Below are 23,232 nucleotides of genomic sequence, written 5' to 3'. Positions count from 1 at the left end.
TAATTGAATCCATTTCATCAAAAAGGCTGCCTCATAACGAGACAGCCTATTTCACTCTTACATATTTTGCAGCTCTGCTAAGCGTTTTTCAACGGTTGCATGCTTTTCTTCGTAGTCTGCAAGTTTTTCGCGTTCAGCTGCTACTAATGCTTCTGGTGCTTTTGAAACGAACTTTTCATTTGAAAGCTTACCAGTTACTAATTTTACTTCCTTCGCCCACTTCTCAAGCTCTTTTTCAAGACGAGCAATTTCTTCTTCCACATTAATTAACCCTGCAAGTGGAAGGAATAGCTCTGCACCTGAAACGACAGCTGACATCGTTTGACCAGGTGCAGTAATTCCTACACCAATTTCAAGCTCTTCTGGGTTACAGAATTTTTCGATATATGCTTTATTCGTTTCAAGCACCGCAGCAGTTTCCGCATCCTTCGCTGAGATGTATAAAGGAACCTTTTTACTCATCGGCGTATTTACTTCTGCACGAATATTACGTACTGAACGAATAATGTCTACTAGAAGCTTCATTTGACCTGCTTCCGCCTCAAAGTTAAATTCTGGACGAACCTGTGGCCAAGGAGCTACTGTAATAGACTCGCCTTCGTGTGGAAGGTGCTGCCAAATTTCTTCCGTAACGAATGGCATGAATGGGTGTAATAGACGCATTGTGTTATCAAGTACGTAAGCAAGTACTGAGCGCGTTGTTTTCTTCGCAGTCTCATCCTCGCCGTATAGCGGTAATTTCGCCATTTCGATATACCAAGAACAGAAATCATCCCAAATGAAGTTATATAGCTCACGACCAACTTCACCGAACTCATATTTATCTGAAAGAGCTGTTACACGTTCAATCGTGTTATTTAAACGAGATAGGATCCATTTATCTGCTACAGATAACTCACCTGTTAAATCGATTTCCTGAAACTTTAAGCCTTCCATATTCATTAAAGCAAAGCGAGAAGCATTCCAAATTTTATTTATAAAGTTCCAAGTAGATTCTACTTTTTCCGTTGTATAACGTAAATCTTGACCTGGTGATGAACCTGTTGCTAGGAAGTAACGTAGCGAGTCAGCACCGTATTGCTCGATCACTTCCATCGGATCTACACCGTTACCTAGTGATTTTGACATTTTACGACCTTCAGCATCACGTACTAAGCCGTGAATTAATACGTCTTTGAATGGACGTTCACCTGTGAACTCTTTTCCTTGGAAAATCATACGACTTACCCAGAAGAAGATAATATCATAGCCCGTTACTAATGTATTTGTTGGGTAGTAGCGTTTAAATTCCTCGTTCGCCTCATCTGGCCAGCCCATTGTCGAAAACGGCCATAGCGCAGATGAGAACCAAGTATCTAGTACGTCTTCATCCTGTGTCCAGTTTTCAGCGTCAGCTGGAGCGTCCTTACCTACGTAAATTTCTCCAGTTTCGTTATGGTACCAGGCTGGGATTTGGTGACCCCACCATAATTGACGAGAAATACACCAGTCATGAATATTTTCCATCCAGCGGTTATAAGTGTTTTCAAAGCGAGCTGGTACAAAGTTTACCTTTTCCTCTTCGTTTTCTTGCATTGCAAGCGCCTGCTGAGCTAGAGGTCCCATTTTTACGAACCATTGCGCTGAAAGGTAAGGCTCTACTACTGCACCAGAGCGCTCAGAGTGACCTACTTGATGTGTATGTGGCTCAATCTCAACTAACACACCTGCTTCCTGTAAGTCCTTTACGATTTGCTTACGGCACTCGAAGCGGTCCATACCGTTATACTTACCAGCTAGCTCGTTCATTGTTCCGTCTTCATTCATTACAAGAATACGCTCTAAATTATGGCGGTTACCAACTTCAAAGTCGTTCGGGTCATGTGCTGGCGTCATTTTTACAACACCTGTACCGAATTCCTTATCAACATAATCATCTGCTACGATCGGAATTTCACGACCTACGATTGGTAGGATTACTGTTTTACCGATTAAATGCTTGTAGCGCTCATCCTCTGGGTGAACAGCTACTCCAGAGTCGCCTAGCATTGTTTCTGGACGTGTTGTTGCGACACGTAATTTTCCTGATCCATCCTTAAGCGGATATTCCATATGGTAGAATGCGCCTTCTACTTCTTTATGGATTACTTCGATATCTGAAAGGGCTGTTTTTGCCGCTGGGTCCCAGTTAATAATACGTTCTCCGCGATAAATTAAGCCTTTTTCATATAGCTTTACGAAAACTTCCTTAACCGCATGGGATAAGCCTTCATCTAATGTGAAGCGTTCACGAGAATAGTCTAGAGCTAAGCCAAGCTTTGACCATTGTTGACGAATATGAGAAGCATATTCATCTTTCCATTCCCATGTTTTTTCTAAAAATTTCTCACGGCCAAGGTCATAGCGTGTCATGCCTTCCCCGCGCAATTTTTCTTCTACTTTTGCTTGAGTTGCGATCCCTGCATGGTCCATACCAGGTAACCACAGCGCATCATAGCCTTGCATACGTTTCATACGAATGATGATGTCTTGTAGCGTCGTATCCCACGCATGCCCAAGGTGAAGCTTTCCTGTTACGTTCGGTGGTGGAATAACGATTGAGTATGGCTCCTTCCCACTATCAGGCTGTGCTTCGAAAAATTTTCCTTCCAGCCACCATTCATAGCGACCAGCTTCAGTGCCTTGAGGATCATACTTTGTTGGCATTGTTAAATCTTGTTGTTCTGTCATATTGAATTCCTCCTTTTAAAAATTAAAAAAACACTCCTATCGCCTATAAAAAGGACGAAGGAGTGTATAGAGTTTTCGCGGTACCACCTTTATTCTGGGCAAAACCTCACCCAGCTCTCGATTCGTTAACGGTGTTTAACCGGCACTTTACTACTCTTAGTTCATAAAGGCTGCTCCTAGGCTACGTTCAAATGTGTTAATGCAGAAACTTTTCAGCTACCGTTTCCTCTCTTTGCATCACTTACATTTTACTCTTCCTAATCTACGCATAAAATATTTAGATGTACTTTATTGTAATCAATTTTTCAATAAGTTTCAAGCAGGCAATAGCCCATTTTATCATTTTGTGTCGTAATTACACATTGTCGAATATACTATCTTAAGGCATCTACTCTTTTTCACGAAAAAATGACTATCCTCTAGAAAGGATAGTCAAAATAAACAGAAAGGATGTTCCTAATGAGAAGAAAATACAACCCTTACTTATTGCCGCCCTGGCTGCGTAAAATAAGGTTTTATTGTAAAAAAATCATCATCCCAATTACTGTTTTTCAAGCGATTCGTACAATCTTCGTACCGACTACAGGTGATATATTTTTATTGTTATTTTTAGCTGTAATCACTTATTTATTAACGACGGACTATATTTAATAGATTATAATTCTCTTTTAAGTCCTCAAAAAAGAATTCATTATAGTTAGACGAGCTTTTTTCGTCGAACACTTCCTGCACTGGTTCAGTTTCTGGCGCAGCATCGGCGAGGGCGGTTACTTGTGCTACTTCGATCTCATCTGCTACTTCTTTAACATCCTGAACAGTATGGGCATTTTGTACTTCAGCTACACTTCCTGGCGCCTCTACTATAGGCTGCTCATCCCCTGGAGGCGTTACATCGAGCATTGCCTGCCATTTCATCGATACGCTGCTACCTTGGTTTACAGCGATTTCGAGATGATCTACTGCAATATTAACCTCATCAGGTACATGAGCTATATTAAATTCTAACGGTAAAGCATATTCAAAATAACCTATATCCTCTTGAATATCAACATGCTCAATAGCTACCACAGAATCCGAAGTATGGTGCACCCCTTTTGGTCCCTCATTAAATTGTACAAGCGCTGCAATATGATATACCCCAATGACTTTATTGAACCCCTCGACATATTCCCATTGTGGCGTAATTTTAACATCCGTAATTCCATGAATCTCCTGTTCCACAAACGGAAATAGAAAATCAAACTTAACTTCTGAAGAATCTCTTGTCATGTTATCCCTCCTGCCTATACTTTATGCAGAGAAGGCGATGATATGACTGAAAAGAGTCTCGACATCTATCCTATTGTCCTTTCCGAAAAAAAGGCTAACCCATTTTTGGGATTAGCCTTTTTATGTTATCGTGCTAACTTTTCAAATACATTGTGGAACGCTTGAACTGTTTTTGCGATATGGTCTACTGTATGCGCTGTCGAAATAAACAACCCTTCAAATTGTGAAGGAGGAAGGAAAATTCCCTCTTCAGCCATTAATTTAAAGTACTCTGCAAATAACTCTAGGTCTGATGATTTTGCTGTTTCAAAATCAATAACATCTTCATTCGTGAAGAAACTAAAGAAGATGTGTTTACCTTGTTCTCTCTAAATGGGCATTATTCTTCGCTATAATAGTGTTTATGTATTCAATTAACTTATAATTACTACTTCTTATCCAATTCTATTAATTTCAAGTATACATTAATGGTTACTTCTTGAGAAGTAGTTTTAAAATTGCATATAAAAAAAGAGAACCATTTAGCTCTCTTTACATGTAACATTATTCGATGATATTAAATGATTCTCTCCACTAGGGAGTACTACATATTTACGAACTTGGTTCAAAGACCTTACTAATTCCATTGTATATCAATTGGTTATCAAATGGAATCGTTTCGTTAACAACCTCAATTCGTGTGGCTGTTAGAGGTCACCTTTATATAGTAAGACACCCCACCTCAATATCGGAAACCATGCCCCTACCATCTGTTCAGAACAAGCACCACAAGCGTTCACAGTACCAATACAGAATGAATCAACCTCACTCACAGGAAGGCTCACAGACGTTCCTACAGCTCCACTGATAGCCTATGCGACTTACTTGACCTACAACTCAAATCAGTTATTAAATCTTATACCAAAGCTAATCTCAAAATAAAATCGAGATAAACACCTAATTTATCCCGCTTCTTTGCTACCCATATCCAACTGTTCCCCTAACGTCTGAGCTTGCACTGTAAGCTCATTGGAACTCACTTCACCCATTTGCTCAGTTGGCTTTACAGGAACGCTCACAAGCCATTCTCTAACCTTACATTAACCTTATGGCATCCTTGCATATGTTCGCTTAAAATAATGAATTTATTAGTCTTTAATTAAAGCCCACTTACTATTCTCAACTACCTTTATATACTCATTTATTGATTTAAGCTCTACTAAACTAGCTTCATCAATTAGATTTCTAACTCTTTGTTCTTCAATTTCAAACCATTCTTGCAACATTAGCTTATCATTCATTAAAATTGAACAAAGAATGTCTTCTATTTCTTCAAAATCTTCTCCTAATAAATCACTATCTAGACAAGCATTATATAGTTTTAAGCACAAACCAACATTAAACAATATAACATTTAATTTAGCCCCTTCAGTACCATTATCAACACTATAATAAACTCCTTCTCGATAATACCCTGAGGTAAGAAGGTTACAATGAGTTTGTTCACACAAAAATCTATAGATATGCCTATACGAAGACTTCTCTCCTGCTTTAATAGCTATTTCTTTTATGCTACTAATATATCGAATTGTCCTATCAGGAAACCTTTTGTCTATAATTTTATTTGACAATATCCTTCCATTTTTATCTTTTGCAAATCTATAATTCCTTTCTTTCTCTAAGCCTAATTTATATTCAATAAAGTGTTTAATCATCTCTCTATCATTTACTAAAGCTTTAGCATGAATTACCACTTCATAGTTACTTCGTGTCAGTATTAAAGCATCTTCATTCAAATTCTTTTCAAGTAGGACTAAAATAGAATTTAAGGTTTTAGTGAATTTGGTTAAACAAAACATTAAGTAATCTTTTCTGTAATCATCATCATGAGTTTGTTGCCCATTTAAGTTTGCTGCAATTACTTCTGCTACACCTTCAAGAAAAATTATTTGTTCATTAAGCTTTGCATACTCCCTAAGTTTTTGCTGAAAATCCTCTAAATGTATCTCCAATTTCTCTTACCCTCCAGAATTTTATCTTTTGACTCTCTTAATGGCTCTGTGTAAAGCATTGTCACATAAATGAGTTATAAAATTCTTCATCAATCTCATTCCGCTTGCTTATAGGGCTTGTTATGGCTCGTGAGATACTCTTGTGACCTGTTGGTTGGGTACAGTTTTAAAATTGATTTTATTTACAACGTCGCTAAGACTTCTACTAGTTTAGGTACAAGATTTACTAATACACTTCCTGTAGCACCTTCTGCAATATTTCTAATTGAAGCTAGACTTTCTTTTATAATAGTTTTCTTTGGATTTGGCGAAATCATTTGTGCTTCTAAAACTGTTAACTCTGATTTCAGCTCTGCCTTGGTGTTATCATCTGCTAATCCTTCTATTAAAGCTTTCCCTTGGTCAATTATTTCTTTCAAACTCTCAACTTTAAATTCACCGACAGATATAGTTTGCGGTGAGTTATTACTACTTTGTTGTAACTGAGAGTTAACCATTACACCAATATTATTTGTTATTGAAAGCGATTCAACAGCTCTTTCTTTTTCCATCTCATTAAAAGTCATATTCTTACCAACCACCCCTTTTTCTTCTAAGGTTAGCGTCCAATCTAAAATATTATTCCTAATATAGTCAATGATTTTACCAAACTCGCTTTTGGGCACATGTATCGAAATTTCACAGGATTTTCCACTTAGCTTCATTAATTCCAACTGATATTCAGGTATTAAAGTATAGATTATATCTTTGCTGTTACTATTGAATAACTCTTCTATTTCGGCAATAGGTATGGGCATAATCCTATTTTCTATTCCCTCTAATTCAGGTGCTAAGACAGGTATATATCCTCTATAAGGATTAAAAGCTCTTAAGTGACCATAGACCCTTCTATATTCAGGAGTTGACTCTTCATCTATGTAACCATTTAGTTCATTCTTTGCCCATTCTGCTAAATCATGAAGTTGTAATTTTCTAGCCAATGCATAAGTTTTTCGTACCAACTCTGCAATTGTTCCTTTTCCTTTTAATGCGTCTCTTTGCAACTCTAATACTAATGATTCCATACAGGTTCACCTTCCAAGACCATTCGATTAAACTTTGAAGCAGGAATAGCAATAATCCCTAACTCCTCAGACTGCTCTAATAACTTGTACTCACCATTGTCTGTATAAATCATGTAATCTACTTTTTTTGCACTTGGGCTTGCGACAACTATTGCTCCCATTTTTTCAAGTAACTCACTGACAATGCTTTGTACACGTAACTTCAGGCGAGATATATTCACTCTCTTACCTTCAAATTCACTAAGCATCTTGTATGGATATTGCTTCGGTGAATACTGCGCTATCTCAGAAGTGCTAGGAAGCTCCATAGGCTTATGCTCAGATTCCTCAATTGCTAAATCCTGAAAAACAATATCAATAAACCAACTATCATCATACATTGGCACATCTAGCTCTATTGCTTTGTTAATTTTACTACCCCCTACTTTTTCTCCACAAATTAGATAGTCTGTTTTCTTGTTTACGCTATTACCAACTGTTGCTCCACAGGCAACTGCTATTTCTTGCATTAATACTCTTGGGAACTGTGAAGCTCCTGTGAATACAAGGTGCTTTCCTTTAAACGCTTCTGATTCACCTTTTAGCTCTAATCCTCTTTCTAAGAAACTCTTAGCTGAAGATTTAAACGCTTTAGGTGATGCTTTATATAAAGGCAACCAATGATTAGGTTGAGCTGCTTCTAATACCTTAAACAATACATGTACATCATCTATTGCTGTATGAGCATTACCTCTTTCTATACCAAAGTAGTTCACCAAGTATTCAAGTGAATAACCAAATAGATATGGACATTCTCTTTTAATCGCTCTTACTGAATCATAGAAAGTAGCTTCTTCACTTATCCAACCAAAATGAACTAAGAATTTTCTATCGAATGAAGCATTATGAGCTATAAAGGGATAAGGATACTTTGTAACAAAGCTTTGAAATTTGGAGATATAGTGTTCATTTTCACTAATACACGCATAACCTGCTCCCATGCCTTGGTGAATCTCATTTTCATCTTCAATTTCCCCTAAGTGAAGTGAAGCCACTATTTCACCATTCTCAATTGCTAAAACTGCTACCTCAAAGATTTCATCCTCTACTTGGAAGCCACCTGTTTCAATATCAAGAAGTAACTTTCTCTCCATCTGATAACTCCTCTCCAATGTCATAATGATAAGTAGTCAATACATGATTCTGCATATCCTTCCATGTTTCAAACACTAGCGAATTATCAGCAAATCTTAAATTCCACGTTGAACTAAACACTTCTTTCCTAATCTCATATACCGCTGTAGCTTTCCCTGACTTATTTTGCCGATTTTCATACATCAAACTTCCATTTTTAACTTTTATATATTTATATCGAGTAGTTTCAACTCCATCTTGTTGCAAGATGATTGTTGCATTTGTTTTAATGTTATGGAACTCTAACTCTTCAAAAGGATACCTACCTGTTGAACTCCAATTCTTCTTTCCTTCTTCTAGGTAAGACATTAATCTATCAGTATGATAAAACCCCATAGTATTAACCAAATCACCTACAACATTCACAATAGCACTATCCAATTCATTGATTCTATCCTGTAACATTCCCATTCCCATATCACCACCAAGAAATATTTGTAAATTAACTATAACATTTTCCATAAAAAAAAGGATATAAACATGTAGTTTATACCCCCTAATTATCGAAGGTTACACTCATGCGAATTTCTTCTAAAGTATAAAACCTTCCATTATATTTTTAATTTCATCATCAATGATTCCAATGCGCCTCAACTTCACAAGGTTGTTCTCGTGTCGCTTCTTTTCCCTTTTGGTGTGCGTGTTGCTGGTAGCCAAGATTCTTCACTCAACATCATCAAAATATCGGAAAATACTCCCTACCTGAGAATTGCCATGTAGCTCTTGAAATAGCTCTGTGACAAGCTTCCTACCTCCACTGTTCAAATTGTATCAACTCGACTTCTAAGAGCTAGCTACGCCACTACGCCCTTCTGACAAGTCTCCTATCACTCTGTATCACAAATAAAACGATGATTTTACCTGTATTTTCAATTTTGAATGAGCTGATTCAAAATCCCAATAAACCGCTCTTTTTTCACTAAATCTCCTATCCGTAACCTTCGCTATTTCAAGCTCCCCCTAATAAACACACAAAAGGAGCATATCAATTTCTGTATGCCCCTCCCTACTTTAACTTATTTAAAAGAATGATTTATCAATAGTTAAATAAAATATCTTGAATTAGTGAAACTTTATTTGAATCCTCAAATTTGGCTTCCCCTATAATTTCATTAGGTAATAAATCAATAGGCTCTTTACTATACACTTTAGAAACCCATCTATCATCTACACCATCAATAAGCCCTAAGACTACTCCAAAAGTGTTTTCTAAAGGCTCTTCGTATACAAATTCAGGAGGTATCTTACCTCTAATAATGAAAATATCTTTTTGATATATGTATTCTAATGTAAACCAACTTGAATCATCCCTCTCTTTATCCTCATCAAATACAATATTATATCTTTCAATTTGAACAATAAAATCAGTGGATTTCAGAAAATACCAAATTACATCTAATAATTCTAAGCATCTCTCTTTAGAAGGTGGTTTATTATCCCTATGTTCAATATCATTTCTAATAACAAGCAATTGTTTCATAAGGAAAGGTCTAACAATACCTAAAATCTCCAGCATTTCCATATATCCTTTTGGTTTGTTTTTAATCTTGATTGCCTTAAAACAATAGATTTCTTCAATAGTATTCAATCGGTGATTTAGCGCCCTTTTTAAATTTGTAATTCCATCAGCTAAATGAAAATCTGATTCATTATTTTCTATAAGCTGTTTCGAATGTTCCCAAATAGCATATGCTCTCTCGCCTTTGTCTTTATCGAGTATTCTCGCACTATCCGAATAACTATACCAATTAAGAACTTCATTACTTACCCACTTTTTCCTTTTCAAGATAGTTTCCTCCTTGTCCTTGAACCACTTCTAAATGTACTTTAGTTCGATACCTTTTATTATTAAAGGTACTTATCAATCGTTCTATCATTAACAGATAGGTAGTGTTTATTGATTGTTTCAAGGTTCTTGTGACCACTTTGTTTAGCTATTGTCGCAAGGTCTGCCCCTGCTTCATGCATTGCTGAAACTTGTGTTTTGCGTAAAGTGTAAGGTGCAAAGCCCAACCACTTGTGAATTGATTTCCTATAGGCAATATCCGATACCTGTGCATTTGTATAGTTGTTGTGCTTGTCCACTTTTCCTACTAGGTAACTATCGGAATCTAATCCATAAGCGTTGATATAATCCTTGATAGCATTGACAACCTCTAGCGTTAATCGCTTTGTATGCCATTCCTTCTGCTTCTTCAAGTAAACATTTACTGAACGATTCTTTAGGTCAATATGCTTCAATTGGATAGCAATCATTTCAGAAGGTCTACAAGCAGTTATCAAATTGAACAAGGCAATTGCTTTGCCTCTTGTATCAAGTTTATCAATCATAGCCACAACCTCATCTTTAGGTTGCGCTACTTGACCACTTACTTGCTTCTGTTCTGCAAACTGAATATCATTGTATTTCTGACGCAATAACGCTACGTTCTTGTTGTTGTCCTCTGTTTCCACTTGACCGAGTTCATTGACTAAGAAGTGTTTAACACTTGCTGACCTACGATTAAAGGTATTTAGTTTAAGACCTATTTTAACTGTATGTAGCAAATATGCTTCAAGTGTTTCAAAGGACAATTCTAAGCCTTCTTGTTCTGCATACCTTTGAAATCGCTTGAAGTCACTCTCATACATTTTAGTCTTTTTATCTATTTGCTCTTGTACCGCTTCATTAACTTCATGTTTCTTGATTGCTTGGTTAAAGTTAATTACTTTTTGTTCCATGTACTTCACAACCTGTCTGTAATTTTTATCTAATTTTAGTATGAATTATAAAGTTATGAAAAGCAACATTTTCAATATTTGAAGAGCATTTCTAGCATCTTCTTCAAAAATATTTTGGCAGTAAAATACAACAATAACGCCACAGCTATTAGGGTTATACATTCTATTGCCTTAACTCAAAAGTTGAGGTACCACACAATTAAAAAAGTCCATCTCGTATGAGATGGATACCTCTTCCTTACACCAATATTTGTGAATATGCTACACTATACAGAACGACCAATTATTCAGTCATTCAACTAACAAGCCAGATAGTAGAGTAAACAATAGTATGATAGTCCAGTCTAGGCAGTTAACAAAGGAGGGATTTTATTTCTAAAACAAAGAGTGTTGAATCCAAGGTCGAGGATATACAACAAGGAATTGCAGTTTCGATTACTTTTTTTATTATAGGAGGATTACTTTATTTTAACCCCTACTATACTGGTTCCATGATTCTTTCGTATTTATTAACCATAGTATCTTTATTTATAGGAATAATTGGTCTTGGAATCGAGTTAAATAAGTTAGGAGACCAAACAGTCAAACTTGGTTTTGAGGAATTAGGGATAGGTTTAGGTCTATTAATTGTTTGGGCAACTATTTATTATTTTTTCCCTATATGGTGGGTTAACTTAATCACTATTTTTTTACTTTTTTTCGGTACCTATGGAACAACAGTAGGAGCTGTTAAAATTTTGAGGAATTTGTTCTCGTCTAAAAAAAGTTTTTTATTTAAACTTCCTATAGTCATTGTTCAGTTTACCGCCTTCGTTGCGGCTATATTTACCATACTTAATATTCTCAAATTTATTTAAATTAGGACTATGTGTAAAAATATCGTTCTATTAATGGACTCTTTAGTTGAAGAGAAACAGGACTTGCCTGCAAGATTAGACTTCATGTATACAAGTCCTTTCGTTATTCTCTCACAGGCTAATGGACAGCCCTAGCCCTGCAACACCAATCATACAACTTGTGTAAATAATGTCTCTACTCTACTATCTAAGCTCACAAGCACGATAAACGCTTCTAAGAAGTTGCTACGATTAGTGTTGTAAGCTAACTCAAAGTTAAACCTGTTGAGCTTTGCTACACGCTTGATTTCAGTTAGTAGCTTGTTCTTGCTCTTACGCTTGTTATATTCATTAATCTTATTCATATCACGCTGTATAGCTTTGAATGACCGCATGAGCAATAGAATAGCTATTGAATCTAAGTCTAGAGGAACAGCAGGGCTTCTAAAACACTCTCACACGCATCGAGAATCGAACAAACGGTCAATCGCTGCTCATCTCGATTGCGTTGGCACTGTACGCAGAACAGGTATCCACAATGTGGTGCTTCCTTAATAGTTGTTTAATGTAATTACAACTTATCCCCAATCATATCAGCTATCGTTAAAACTCTAAGTTCTCTATGAAAATGTCTGTCCCACTCACACGCTTTAGATGATGATACATTTCCCCTTATATATTGTGACTATTTAGCTTATCAATCGAACAAATCGTTTTATTGATATTTTCCCACGAATAGCTGCGCTTTATTGTTCATAAAACTTCTAAACAACTTTGACCTGCTCGTCTCGCTGTTTGGTAACAGCAATGCTTTTCTTTTAGACCTTACACCATTAGAACTGACCTATGACCTATGAGAACAATCCATGCAACCAAGTATGCACCTAGTTGATTCTCGATTCCTCTGAGAGCTGTTTTAAGAAGGCGGTATAGAAAAAGCACACCACGTCATTGTGATGTGCTAATTATCTTTAAAATGGCATCTGTACTTCAAGTTCCTCTTCGCTATAAGGAGAGATTGAGATTAAACCTATTGCTCTTTTTTCTTCTTCTGAAAGTAAGTCTTCATGAAAAGTTACTTGACCAAATCCACTCGAATATCTTTTAAAATAATCCAAACACCAATCAGGAAGCGCCACATCATAACCTTCAATCACTTTTGCAAGGATGAAGCTCCTATATCGCTCAAAAAAACTACCATCCAATGTTGATGAAACTTCAATATAATGCGCTTTTACACGCTTCAAAAGAATATCTGAATAGACCTGTGTAGACAATTTTGGTGGAACTTTAACACTCTCTTTATTAAGAATACGAATAACATTTTTCTTATAGACAAGAATGTCACATTTCTTTTCCATATGCTCCAAAAAATCTCTTTCTTTTTCCTTGAGAAAACGCTTTTCTTTGGCTCTCATCTTCTGATAGGCGTTCAATGTGTATCTAGTATTATTTCTATAATTGAAGTCATCTATTTCAGACTCTATTTGTGCCTTCATAGCAGTATAACCAAATTCATCAACTTCATTGTTTCCTGTTTTGTCAGCAACAAAGTAACGAAATGATAATATTATTCTGTCGCTTTTCTCAAGTGCATTAAGAGAACTTGTTAAAATGTTACGATTCGTATCTCGAATATAAGCTCGAATATACTCAGTGATTTGATGTGCGTAGACTAGCTTCGATTCACCAAAAATGTTATCATGGATTATTTTCAATATTTTTTTATGCTCAATTTCATTTGGATTTATCATAGCATAATGTTGAATAAGCTCTGTTGTTGTGATTTCAACAGTATCTTTTTCATAATTCCAGTATTTTGGTTCTAGCATGACAATTGTTCTAAAGATATGTTCGTCAAGAAGATTTCTGTCTCCTTCTCTGTTAGCCCCATTGCTTCTCCGACCATCTAAACGGTCTGCTCGTTCACTACGTTTCTCACCTAAAATGAATCTACGCTTTTTACCTTTTAAATTCTCGCCTTCTTCATCTTTTTTTAGTTCACAAGTTACATGAATTGTAAGGAGGTCTTTTATCAAAGCTTCTAGAACACTTAAATTATCAATTCTCCCTCTTCGTTCATAGCTTTGTAACCTTTTCTCTGCTCCCTCAATACCTTCATCAATACAATATTGAATAGCTTCTAATGTTGTTAATTCCAATTTAATCTGCTCCTTTTAGCTAATAGTCATTTTTCGAGATGTTCAACTACTAATAGTCTTTCTTTATATTAGTAATTGATTTGCTCGCTAATTCACTAGGCACAAGAGATTCATTAGTCCCTTATTATTTGCTGTAAATGCCTAAAACTAAGCTAAAAGGAGAAATCAAATATTAGCCTACATATTTATCCAGAATATTCAAAGTAGCAGATACACTACCTGTATTATTATAGTTGGTGTTCATTCCACTTTTCTTACCGAATGTATAGTACAGTACATCTCCATAGTGGGTGATAAGTAAATTAATTATATATCTAGGAGCATCAATTATAAACCTAGTCTTTTCGAGTGAATAACTATTTATTAAATCATTTGATTTATAATATTTTAATGCTTGGATAATTGCACTTTTTTGTTCCATTACCTTTTTCATGTCTAATTCAAAGCTAGAATAAATGTTAGTTTTCCCTTTATTAAACTCAGAGTACAAAAGCTCTCGTTGTTCAATAGGAAAATACTCTTCTGCTAAAGGAGCATATTCTTCATTACTATTCAGTCTTTCACTTTCTCTTTGCAAATCTCTCTCATAAATAAATGTTTCAAATATATTTCCTTTTTTAAAAAGACCAAAGCTATTAAGGGCATCATAAATAGCCTCTGGATAATATCTCATCCCATAACTTGTCATCTCTCCACTTTTTTTGTCCTCTTTGTAGAAAGCTACATTTCCTGTGGGTAATGCTACTATATGAATAACAAGATGTTTTTTTATTATTTCAAAAAACTCTTCTTCTTGGTTATAGATATTACCTTCAACTAGACATTGCTCAAATAACATTGTTAGTAACTTGATATGATTTTGTTGAGTAGTATGTTCAGTTGGTAAGCAATTAAAAGAATGCAATGCACTTTCATCTTTAAAAAAACGATTGTACTTCTCATCATAACGCATAATCTATCCATCCCTTCATTTTTTGAGAACTAAAACTCCATAAAGAACAATTCACTTGCCTTCAATTTAAAATCCTCATTAGAGAATTTATTTAATAGTAATGTCGCTAATTCATCATCCGATAAGTGTTTATATTCATTCTCTACTACTTCCATTATTCTCAAAAATGTTACAGGTAATTCTCTACTTTTAAACCTAATTAATTGAGCAACTGCAATTGGATTTTCCATATCATACAACTTGGCTATTTCTTCTGTTTCTTCTTGAAGCAACTCCTCATAAACTTGTTCTAGTTCGCCCAAGAATTTCTCTAGTTCACCTGAATTATAGTCATCTTGCTTCAAGAAAGTAGTTATGACATAAGCTTTTACTACTTCAAAAACATCTTCTGTATCAGATAGACCTTTCCCATAATTGTCATAAAGAAAATCTACTGCTGTTCTGAGTATTAAAGCATTACTTACTTCTCTACCTTCGAAAACACGCTCTTTAATTTTCTCCATTTTTTGTGTCGTTATTTCATCTGTCCTAAAGCTAATAGTTTTTGGGATACTTTCCATAACTAAACCTCCTCGTATTAAAAAATAATACTTATTGTATTAAATATTAATACAAAGTTTTTTGAAAGTCAATCTAAAGAAACTCCCTCAAATCCTTTGCTACTTCCTCTACGTCTAAATCTGAATGTCCCAGAGCTTTACTGATTAAAGCTACACTAGCTCCATTGTTGTGTAGGTTCTTAGCATAGGCTCTCCTAATTGCATGAGCATTGATATTTGCATCAAGCATCGACAACTGCTTGGTGCAATAATGACTGCTTACACCATAGAATCAATTAATCTGATTCTATGACATAGACAGCTGAAGCTATCATTTAAATTATCGCTCTACGTGCTGTCACGTACTCCCCCATCCCTATACGTCTAAATCGTTTAATGGATTATGCTTATCATTTTCTTTTTTTAACTCGTTACCCCACATAGCAACATAGCGCATTGTTGTTGAAATGTCGCTATGACGCATTAACTTTTGGATAGCAAATACTGACGTGCCACTCATTGCAAGTCTGTGACAGAAAGTATGCCTAAACGTATGAGGGCTTACTCTTACATCTTTAAAATTCATCTTATCTTTTAAGTTTCTGAACACTAGCGTAATAGAGTTTGAAGTCATTGGTGTGTTATCACGATTGAGAAAGACATACTCATTGTCATGTCCAAAATGTTGGATGCAAAATGAACGATAAATGCTTAATTCTTTTACTAATTTTTCAGTCAAGAAGACCGTTTCATATCTACGGTTCTTACCATATACATTCATGGTCAAATTTTTAAAATCAATATCAGACCATTTCAACATGATAACCTCTTTTTTGCGTATTCCTGTTCCAAGTAATAATAGTATAAGCATATACCCACGGTAACTAGAGTAAGATAAGTCTCTCCTCCGCAAGCTGCGATAATAAGCGAGCATTTGATAAATCTGTTCATCCGTAAAAACATCAATTTTAACGTCTGTTTTTTGCAATTTAACTTTTTTGGTAATACTTTCATTTACTACTTTTTCATCAACTAAATAGTTGTAAAAGGCTCTTATACGCAAAATGATTGAGTTGATTGTATTAGGTTTATTACCTTTCTCTTGGCATTGCATAAGATAATCACGCAAATGTACATGAGTTACGTCCTCAACATTAATTACACCCTTTTCAAGGCAATATTCAATAAATGGATAGAGTAAATACTTATAATTTTGCACATTTGCCTTAGATGTGTTATTAAATCGTCTATCTGCAATAAAGTCCTCATAAGCAAATTTTAAAAGCATACAAAAAACCACCTCTTATCAAATTTTAGAATTGATAAGAAGTGGTTACTAATTTGTTAATTGATTGAGAATTACACTACTTCATAAAAAGAACGTATTTTCGCTATCACTTTAACGTGCTAATTTTGCAAATACTGTGTGGAATGCTTGTACTGTTTTAGCAATATGCTCTTCTGTATGAGCTGTCGAAATAAACATTCCTTCGAATTGAGATGGTGGAAGGAAAATCCCCTCTTCAGCCATTAGTTTAAAGTACTCGGCAAATAACTCTAAATCAGACGTTTTCGCTGATTCAAAATCAATAACATCTTCATTCGTGAAGAAGAAGCCAATCATTGAGCCTGCACGATTTACTGTATGTGGAATATTGTATTTCGTTGCAGCTTCACGGAAGCCAGCCTCAAGTTGATCTCCTAGCTTTTTAAAGTACTCATAAGAATCGCGGTCTAAGCGTGATAATGTTTCATAGCCAGCAGTCATTGCAAGTGGGTTTCCTGATAGAGTACCCGCCTGATAAATCGGTCCTGCTGGTGCAACACGCTCCATAATCTCACGTTTCCCACCAAATGCACCTACTGGTAAGCCGCCACCAATAACTTTACCTAGGCAAGTTAGGTCTGGCGTAATGCCAAAGTAACCTTGTGCACAGCCGTAATCTACACGGAATCCAGTCATTACCTCATCAAAAATTAACACGGTACCATTGTCCTCTGTTAATTTACGCAGGCCTTCTAGGAAACCTGGCTGCGGTGGAACAACACCCATATTCCCTGCAACTGGCTCTAAAATAACAGCGGCTAAATCATCACCAAATTTTTCAAAAACAAGCTTGGCTGATTCTAAATCATTATACGCAACCGTTAACGTATTTTTCGCAATATCCTCAGGTACACCTGGGCTATCTGGAAGACCTAGCGTTGCAACACCAGAACCCGCTTTAATTAAAAGAGAATCCCCATGCCCATGGTAGGAGCCCTCGAATTTCAATATTTTATTGCGACCTGTATAACCGCGCGCTACACGAAGTGCAGACATAGTCGCTTCTGTACCGCTTGATACGAAACGAATCAGTTCAATGGATGGTAAACGATCCATCACTAGCTCGGCTAATTTGTTTTCCGATAGGGTTGGTGCTCCGAAAGATGATCCTTTTGCAGCTTGTTTAGCAATTGCTTCCACAACCTCTGGATGCGTATGACCTAAAATTAGTGGTCCCCACGATAACACGTAGTCAATATAATCATTACCATCAATGTCTTTCACGATAGCGCCGTGGCCTGATTCCATAAAAATCGGATCCATATTAACAGATTTGAATGCACGAACAGGGCTATTTACACCACCTGGCATCCTATTTACCGCTTCAGCGAAAGCTTGTTTAGATTTTTCATATGAACGCATATTATTTCTCCCCTAACCAACGTGCCACATCTTTTGCATGGTACGTAATAATTAAATCCGATCCCGCACGTTTCATTCCAAGCAATGTTTCCATAACAACAGATTTTTCATCAATCCATCCGTTTATAGCAGCTGCCTTAACCATCGCATATTCACCAGAAACATTGTACGCTACAATCGGTAATGGAAAATTATTTTTCACATCGCGAATAATATCTAAATATGCAAGAGCTGGCTTCACGATTAAGAAATCAGCACCCTCTTCTACATCTGATGTTGCTTCACGAATAGCTTCCATACGATTGGATGGGTCCATTTGATATGTTTTACGATCACCAAACTTCGGTGCCCCGTCCGCCGCCTCACGGAATGGTCCATAATAGCCAGATGCATATTTAACGGCATAAGGCATAATCGGAATATGTTCAAAGCCAGCAGCATCTAGTCCTGCTCGAATAGCAGCAACAAAGCCGTCCATCATATTAGAAGGTGCAATAATATCCGCACCTGCCTCAGCTTGTGAAATCGCTGTTTGTGCTAATAGATTTAACGATGGATCATTTAAAATCTGATTGCCTTCTACAACACCACAGTGACCATGATCTGTATATTCACAAAGACAAGTATCTGCAATAACAATTAAATTCGGATAACGTTCTTTAATAAAACGTGTTGCCTTTTGAATAATCCCGTGATCGTGATAGGCACCAGAGCCCACTGCATCCTTTTCAGCTGGTAAACCGAATAGTATTACTGACGGTATACCTAAAGCAACAACCTCATCGATTTCTGTTCCTAGATAATCTAATGAGAACTGGAAAACACCAGGCATTGACTGTACTTCGTTTTTAACATTTTCGCCCTCTGCAACGAAAATTGGATAAATTAAATCTTCCTTGTGTAAGTATGTTTCCTTTACCATTGAACGTATGCCAGCGTTATGACGTAGGCGACGATGACGTTGAAAATATAATTCTGTCACGATGAAACTCCTCCAATTAATCTTTCAATTACAGCTTGCATTGTATAAACACTAGGCTGCACATCTACTCTTGCACCGTATTCTTTTAATACAGCTGTTGTAATATGACCGATTGATGCTACTGTTACATAACGCCAATGCAAGTCCGGTACTATGTACTTTGCGTATATTCTAACAGCTGATGGACTAGCAAAAATAACAACTGGCTCCTTTTCCTGCAATAAACTTTCGGCGAGTGCTCCAACATGTTCTGTTGTTTCAACCGTTTCATATACTGTCCATTCATCACAGAGAAGCGCATCTCGAATTGTACTTTTAGCTAGTGAGCCTCGTAAAAATAGGCAGTGTACATCTACTGCATTACCAGGGAATTCTTGAACAAATCTATCTGCACTAAAGATTGTTGGCATAAAATCTATATCGAACCCTTCATCCTGAAGTGCCTTCGCTGTTTTGATACCAACTGCAGCGATTTTACATGAAATTGCTGATGGCGATAGATTTGCACGCCGTAGCTTGTTCATATAATGCTCCACTGCATTTTGACTAGTAAAAATTAGCCAGTCATACTTTGCACTGTTACAAATTCTTTCCTCATCATCCCATGAGATTCTCTCTTGTATCGTGATGAGTGGAAAGGCCAATACCTTTCCTCCGTACTCCTCTACCTGCTCCGCAATCGTTTGGATCTTTTGTGTCCCAGTTAGAAAAATCGTTTTACCTGCTAGTGGCTTAGGCATGTTCCTCAGCCTTCACTTTTTGAATTAAATCATATGCACCTTGAGCAGTTAAAAGCTTGGCTACTTCTTTGCCCACTTCATCTGCATTCGTACCTGTAATCGTTTCTTTATAAATAACCGATGCATCAGGGGCCGCTACTAAGCCCGTTAACGTAATCTTTTCACCATTAACATTCGCATATCCAGCGATTGGGACTTGACAGCCACCATCCATTGCCGCCAAAAACGAACGTTCAGCATGTGCAGTTCTCCAAGTGTTTTCATCTGTTAACTTTGCGAGTTGAGCTAGTAGCTCCTCATCGTCGCCACGACATTCAATCCCTAAAGAGCCTTGTGCAACAGCAGGTAAACACACATCAATATCTAAATATTCCGTCACAACATCCGCACTCCAGCCAAGACGTTTTAGTCCAGCAGCGGCTAGAATAATCGCATCATATTCTTCCGTTTCTAGCTTAGCTAAACGTGTATCTACATTTCCACGAATCCATTTAATTTCTAAATCTGGACGAAGCGTTAGGAGCTGTGCACTACGACGAAGCGAGCTTGTACCAACTACTGCTCCTTTCGGTAAATCCGCAAATTTGACATGCCCTTTCGAAATAAAAGCATCTCGTGCATCCTCACGTGGCGGAATACAACCGATAACCAAGCCTGCCGGTAAAACAGCAGGCATATCCTTCATAGAATGGACAGCAAAATCGATTTCTTTATCGTATAAGGCTTGCTCAATTTCTTTTACAAAGAGACCTTTCCCTCCTACTTTTGAAAGTTGGACATCTAAAATACGATCCCCTTTTGTAACAATCTCCTTAATTTCAAACTCAAACGGAACACCTGCAGCCTTTAGCTCATTAATAAACCAGTTTGTTTGTGTTAAAGCGAGTTTACTCTTTCTTGAACCTACAATAATTTTTCTCAAAATAATCCTACCTTTCTGCTTCTACCATAGATGGAAGTTGGACAATTTATTGCCGAGGAAGAAATTAATAACCGTTAATAAATAGGCATACACATGTACCCATGCGTATGTTGTACCAACCAATTTCCCACTGCGATGTAATAATAAAATAATTAAATATATAACAGTAATGATAAATGAACCTACTATTTTCACATCGAAAACAGATAATCCATCCAATGTCATTAATGCCCATTCTAACCCAAGTATTAAGCTAATTAGTAGTAAAGGCACACCGACAAGAATTGAATTGCTCATCCAACTACTTGTTTGCTGTAATGACGGTAATCTTGACCAAATCGATGTAAATTTTTTTTGTTTTAGTATTCGGTATAAGATTAAATAAAGTACCGAAAAAACAAATGATAATGAAAATGCAGCATAAGAAATCATCGCTATACTTACGTGTATAACGAGCATTTCAGATACGAGCGAATCTACCATTGGCTGTACCTTTTCTGCTGGAGCAAATAAATGAATTGTTACAAAAACAAAACCTAATATATTAATAAAAAATACAGGCATATCTACACGAGCAATACAATGCAGACCTATTGAAAGCGTCGTTAACAGCCATGCATAAAAATAAATCCCTTCAAATAACGATAGGATTGGGAATCGTTGTGTTTCAATCACAAATAAAACAATAAAGATTGTTTGAAAAATCCAGACAATACAAACGAGCCAAAATGCAATACGTCGTGCTTTTACGTATTTATATAAATAATCGATAAAATAAAACACAATCCCCAATGCATACAGTATGACCATCAATTCGTATAATCTAGCCATTGTTAATTCTGTCATAGGCAACCCTTCTTTTTGTTATACAAATCACACACTTCATTTCATTCTTTTCCAAACAAAAAGCGCTTTACATATCTATACAATTTTACCATACAGATACGAAAACGCTTGTGAAAATTTCATTTATTTAAAATGACAATTCAGGGCGAACTGTTGAATCCGCTTGGGTTGATTGAGCACGCTGCTTTTCTATCTGTTTTTGCTGAGCAACTTCTTCTTGAACAGCATCATCTATTCCAAAAATTTGTTGGAATAGCTGTAGCCCTTCATTAGCCTTAGATGAATTAGCCATTTCCTTCGCTTGTAAAATAGGCTCTTTTAATAGCTGATTAATAATCGACTTCGTATGCTTATTTAAAATTTTCCGCTCACGGTCCGTTAACTCTGGCATTTTATTTTCAATACTCGCCATTGTTTCCTCTTGAATTCGAGCTGCCTTTTTGCGAAGTGCTGAAATAACCGGTACTACACCTAATGTTGCAAACCAATCTTTAAATTGAATTACCTCTTGACCAATCATTTTCGTAATTTGATCCGCCGCTCGCTGGCGCTCTGCTAAATTTGCATTGACAATTCCTTGTAAATCATCAATATCGTACAGGAATACATTAGGAAGCTCTGCGATTTTCGGATCTAAGTCACGTGGAACAGCGATATCTACCATAAACAACGGCTCACCTTTACGCATGCGCGCTACATATTGCATTAAATCATAATCAATGACATATTCGGTAGCACCCGTAGAGCTTATTAAAATATCTGCCTCAAGCAAAATACATTGCAATTCGTCCATAGGCTTAGCTGCACCTTCGAATTTAGTTGCCAGTGACTGCGCTTTTTCAAAAGTACGATTAATAACCGTAACTTTTCCAACACCGTTTCCGTAAAGATTTTGGATGGCTAGCTCACCCATTTTACCTGCACCCAAAATTGCAACATGCTTACGTTGGAGAGAGCCAAAAATCTTCTTAGCTAACTCAACTGCTGCGTAAGATACTGATACGGCATTCTCACCTATAGCTGTTTCACTGTGTGCACGCTTTGCAAAAGTGACAGCCTGTTTAAATAATTGATTATAAACCGTTCCTGTTGTTCCAATTTCTTGTCCCTGAAGGAAGCTTTTCTTAACTTGCCCTAAAATTTGTGTTTCACCTAATACCATTGAATCGATTCCCGCAGTTACGCGGAATAAATGGTTTAAAGATGCATCTTCTTCACAAATAAATAAGTGGTTCTCAAATTGGTCTACTGGTATATTAAACCATTTCGACAAAAATTGCTTAATATAATAACGTCCTGTGTGTAATTGATCAACGACCGCATAGATTTCTGTCCGGTTACATGTTGATACAATCACATTCTCCAGTATGCTTTTTTCTTTTTGTAGCGCTGACATTGCATTCGGAAGCTCACGTTCAATAAACGACAGCTTTTCACGAATTTCAACAGGCGCAGTTTTATAATTTAAACCTACTACTAGTGTATGCATGAACCCCTCACACCTCACCCGATCTAATTCACAATACTTATTGTAACATAAAGAAAACATAATTCACGCTAAAGTTTGTGAACAAGCTATGAACCGTTTTTTTACTTTATAATAATTCTAATGTAAGTGTACCAAAAGTCTCGGATAT

The 23,232-nt window shown here is 36.4% G+C and carries 20 protein-coding genes, 2 pseudogenes and 1 other annotated feature; of the genes and pseudogenes, 1 reads left to right on the top strand and 21 read right to left on the bottom strand.

The annotated features are described in order from the left end of the window. Positions 1–57: 57 nt before the first annotated feature. Positions 58–2,709 carry a valine--tRNA ligase gene (locus V4T18_RS04950; RefSeq protein ID WP_332647148.1) on the bottom strand — a complete coding sequence of 884 codons (2,652 nt, stop codon included), beginning with the start codon at positions 2,707–2,709 and terminating at the stop codon, positions 58–60. A gap of 47 nt (positions 2,710–2,756) precedes the next feature. Beyond that, positions 2,757–2,983, bottom strand: a binding site (T-box leader). Positions 2,984–3,168: 185 nt separating this feature from the next. Here V4T18_RS04950 and V4T18_RS04945 point away from each other — a divergent pair. Next, complete coding sequence (locus tag V4T18_RS04945; protein WP_332647146.1) at positions 3,169–3,360, top strand: hypothetical protein; 192 nt, start codon at positions 3,169–3,171, stop codon at positions 3,358–3,360. On the opposite strand, the gene V4T18_RS04940 is transcribed toward V4T18_RS04945, so the two are convergent. The 20 genes and pseudogenes from V4T18_RS04940 to hemA form a co-directional block, all read right to left on the bottom strand. Then, positions 3,340–3,978 carry a hypothetical protein gene (locus V4T18_RS04940; protein WP_332647144.1) on the bottom strand — a complete coding sequence of 213 codons (639 nt, stop codon included), beginning with the start codon at positions 3,976–3,978 and terminating at the stop codon, positions 3,340–3,342. The genes V4T18_RS04945 and V4T18_RS04940 overlap by 21 nt on opposite strands. A 125-nt stretch (positions 3,979–4,103) precedes the next feature. Then, a pseudogene (locus V4T18_RS04935) lies at positions 4,104–4,316 on the bottom strand (aspartate aminotransferase family protein); the annotation flags it as partial. A gap of 789 nt (positions 4,317–5,105) precedes the next feature. Beyond that, complete coding sequence (locus tag V4T18_RS04930; RefSeq protein ID WP_332647141.1) at positions 5,106–5,969, bottom strand: DUF5677 domain-containing protein; 864 nt, start codon at positions 5,967–5,969, stop codon at positions 5,106–5,108. A gap of 182 nt (positions 5,970–6,151) precedes the next feature. Further along, entirely contained in the window at positions 6,152–7,033 is an 882-nt protein-coding gene (locus V4T18_RS04925; RefSeq protein ID WP_332647140.1) for an AbiTii domain-containing protein, read from the bottom strand. Beyond that, positions 7,021–8,166 (bottom strand): BRCT domain-containing protein, encoded by a 1,146-nt coding sequence (locus tag V4T18_RS04920; RefSeq protein ID WP_332647137.1) that lies wholly within the window; start codon positions 8,164–8,166, stop codon positions 7,021–7,023. Before V4T18_RS04920 ends, V4T18_RS04925 begins: the two co-directional genes overlap by 13 nt. Continuing rightward, positions 8,144–8,668: a hypothetical protein gene (locus V4T18_RS04915; RefSeq protein ID WP_332647134.1), complete on the bottom strand. Its 525-nt coding sequence runs from the start codon at positions 8,666–8,668 to the stop codon at positions 8,144–8,146. Before V4T18_RS04915 ends, V4T18_RS04920 begins: the two co-directional genes overlap by 23 nt. A 574-nt stretch (positions 8,669–9,242) precedes the next feature. Further along, positions 9,243–9,992: a hypothetical protein gene (locus V4T18_RS04910; protein ID WP_332647131.1), complete on the bottom strand. Its 750-nt coding sequence runs from the start codon at positions 9,990–9,992 to the stop codon at positions 9,243–9,245. Positions 9,993–10,054: 62 nt separating this feature from the next. Further along, the gene (locus V4T18_RS04905; RefSeq protein ID WP_332647128.1) at positions 10,055–10,927 is read right to left on the bottom strand and encodes a tyrosine-type recombinase/integrase; all 873 of its coding nucleotides are present in this window, start codon (positions 10,925–10,927) and stop codon (positions 10,055–10,057) included. Positions 10,928–11,933: 1,006 nt separating this feature from the next. Continuing rightward, positions 11,934–12,128: a hypothetical protein gene (locus V4T18_RS04900; protein ID WP_332647126.1), complete on the bottom strand. Its 195-nt coding sequence runs from the start codon at positions 12,126–12,128 to the stop codon at positions 11,934–11,936. A gap of 606 nt (positions 12,129–12,734) precedes the next feature. After that, the gene (locus V4T18_RS04895) at positions 12,735–13,925 is read right to left on the bottom strand and encodes a hypothetical protein (RefSeq protein WP_332647124.1); all 1,191 of its coding nucleotides are present in this window, start codon (positions 13,923–13,925) and stop codon (positions 12,735–12,737) included. 172 nt (positions 13,926–14,097) lie between these two features. After that, a complete protein-coding gene (locus V4T18_RS04890) occupies positions 14,098–14,877 on the bottom strand; it encodes a hypothetical protein (RefSeq protein WP_332647122.1) in 780 nt (259 codons plus the stop codon). Between the two features lie 29 nt (positions 14,878–14,906). Then, complete coding sequence (locus V4T18_RS04885; protein WP_332647121.1) at positions 14,907–15,437, bottom strand: hypothetical protein; 531 nt, start codon at positions 15,435–15,437, stop codon at positions 14,907–14,909. Positions 15,438–15,510: 73 nt separating this feature from the next. Further along, positions 15,511–15,654, bottom strand: a pseudogene (locus tag V4T18_RS04880) (tyrosine-type recombinase/integrase); the annotation flags it as partial. A 138-nt stretch (positions 15,655–15,792) separates the two neighbouring features. Next, a complete protein-coding gene (locus V4T18_RS04875) occupies positions 15,793–16,704 on the bottom strand; it encodes a tyrosine-type recombinase/integrase (protein ID WP_332647118.1) in 912 nt (303 codons plus the stop codon). Between the two features lie 111 nt (positions 16,705–16,815). Beyond that, a complete protein-coding gene (gene hemL, locus V4T18_RS04870) occupies positions 16,816–18,105 on the bottom strand; it encodes a glutamate-1-semialdehyde 2,1-aminomutase (RefSeq protein ID WP_332647116.1) in 1,290 nt (429 codons plus the stop codon). 1 nt (position 18,106) lies between these two features. Continuing rightward, entirely contained in the window at positions 18,107–19,087 is a 981-nt protein-coding gene (hemB, locus tag V4T18_RS04865; RefSeq protein ID WP_332647113.1) for a porphobilinogen synthase, read from the bottom strand. Continuing rightward, entirely contained in the window at positions 19,084–19,827 is a 744-nt protein-coding gene (locus V4T18_RS04860) for a uroporphyrinogen-III synthase (protein WP_332647110.1), read from the bottom strand. Before V4T18_RS04860 ends, hemB begins: the two co-directional genes overlap by 4 nt. Continuing rightward, complete coding sequence (hemC, locus tag V4T18_RS04855) at positions 19,820–20,749, bottom strand: hydroxymethylbilane synthase (protein WP_332647108.1); 930 nt, start codon at positions 20,747–20,749, stop codon at positions 19,820–19,822. The genes V4T18_RS04860 and hemC overlap by 8 nt, the downstream gene beginning before the upstream one ends. A gap of 21 nt (positions 20,750–20,770) precedes the next feature. Next, a complete protein-coding gene (gene ccsA, locus V4T18_RS04850; RefSeq protein ID WP_332647105.1) occupies positions 20,771–21,595 on the bottom strand; it encodes a cytochrome c biogenesis protein CcsA in 825 nt (274 codons plus the stop codon). Positions 21,596–21,722: 127 nt separating this feature from the next. Next, a complete protein-coding gene (hemA, locus tag V4T18_RS04845; RefSeq protein WP_332647103.1) occupies positions 21,723–23,084 on the bottom strand; it encodes a glutamyl-tRNA reductase in 1,362 nt (453 codons plus the stop codon). Between the last annotated feature and the right edge of the window lie 148 nt (positions 23,085–23,232).

It is taken from the genome of Lysinibacillus sp. 54212 (assembly GCF_036662795.1).
Taxonomy (GTDB): Bacteria; Bacillota; Bacilli; order Bacillales_A; family Planococcaceae; genus Lysinibacillus_B.
The sequence above is the reverse complement of the archived record's forward strand: the minus strand, read 5'-3'. Positions and strand labels throughout refer to the sequence as shown.

Excerpts from the sequence above, each read along its gene's own strand:
- V4T18_RS04950 (WP_332647148.1), bottom strand. The coding sequence starts at position 2,709 with ATGACAGAACAACAAGATTTAACAATGCCAACAAAGTATGATCCTCAA.
- V4T18_RS04945 (WP_332647146.1), top strand. The coding sequence starts at position 3,169 with ATGAGAAGAAAATACAACCCTTACTTATTGCCGCCCTGGCTGCGTAAA.
- V4T18_RS04940 (WP_332647144.1), bottom strand. The coding sequence starts at position 3,978 with ATGACAAGAGATTCTTCAGAAGTTAAGTTTGATTTTCTATTTCCGTTT.
- V4T18_RS04925 (WP_332647140.1), bottom strand. The coding sequence starts at position 7,033 with ATGGAATCATTAGTATTAGAGTTGCAAAGAGACGCATTAAAAGGAAAA.
- V4T18_RS04920 (WP_332647137.1), bottom strand. The coding sequence starts at position 8,166 with ATGGAGAGAAAGTTACTTCTTGATATTGAAACAGGTGGCTTCCAAGTA.
- V4T18_RS04915 (WP_332647134.1), bottom strand. The coding sequence starts at position 8,668 with ATGGAAAATGTTATAGTTAATTTACAAATATTTCTTGGTGGTGATATG.
- V4T18_RS04905 (WP_332647128.1), bottom strand. The coding sequence starts at position 10,927 with ATGGAACAAAAAGTAATTAACTTTAACCAAGCAATCAAGAAACATGAA.
- V4T18_RS04900 (WP_332647126.1), bottom strand. The coding sequence starts at position 12,128 with ATGAATAAGATTAATGAATATAACAAGCGTAAGAGCAAGAACAAGCTA.
- V4T18_RS04890 (WP_332647122.1), bottom strand. The coding sequence starts at position 14,877 with ATGCGTTATGATGAGAAGTACAATCGTTTTTTTAAAGATGAAAGTGCA.
- V4T18_RS04885 (WP_332647121.1), bottom strand. The coding sequence starts at position 15,437 with ATGGAAAGTATCCCAAAAACTATTAGCTTTAGGACAGATGAAATAACG.
- V4T18_RS04875 (WP_332647118.1), bottom strand. The coding sequence starts at position 16,704 with ATGCTTTTAAAATTTGCTTATGAGGACTTTATTGCAGATAGACGATTT.
- hemL (WP_332647116.1), bottom strand. The coding sequence starts at position 18,105 with ATGCGTTCATATGAAAAATCTAAACAAGCTTTCGCTGAAGCGGTAAAT.
- V4T18_RS04860 (WP_332647110.1), bottom strand. The coding sequence starts at position 19,827 with ATGCCTAAGCCACTAGCAGGTAAAACGATTTTTCTAACTGGGACACAA.
- ccsA (WP_332647105.1), bottom strand. The coding sequence starts at position 21,595 with ATGACAGAATTAACAATGGCTAGATTATACGAATTGATGGTCATACTG.
- hemA (WP_332647103.1), bottom strand. The coding sequence starts at position 23,084 with ATGCATACACTAGTAGTAGGTTTAAATTATAAAACTGCGCCTGTTGAA.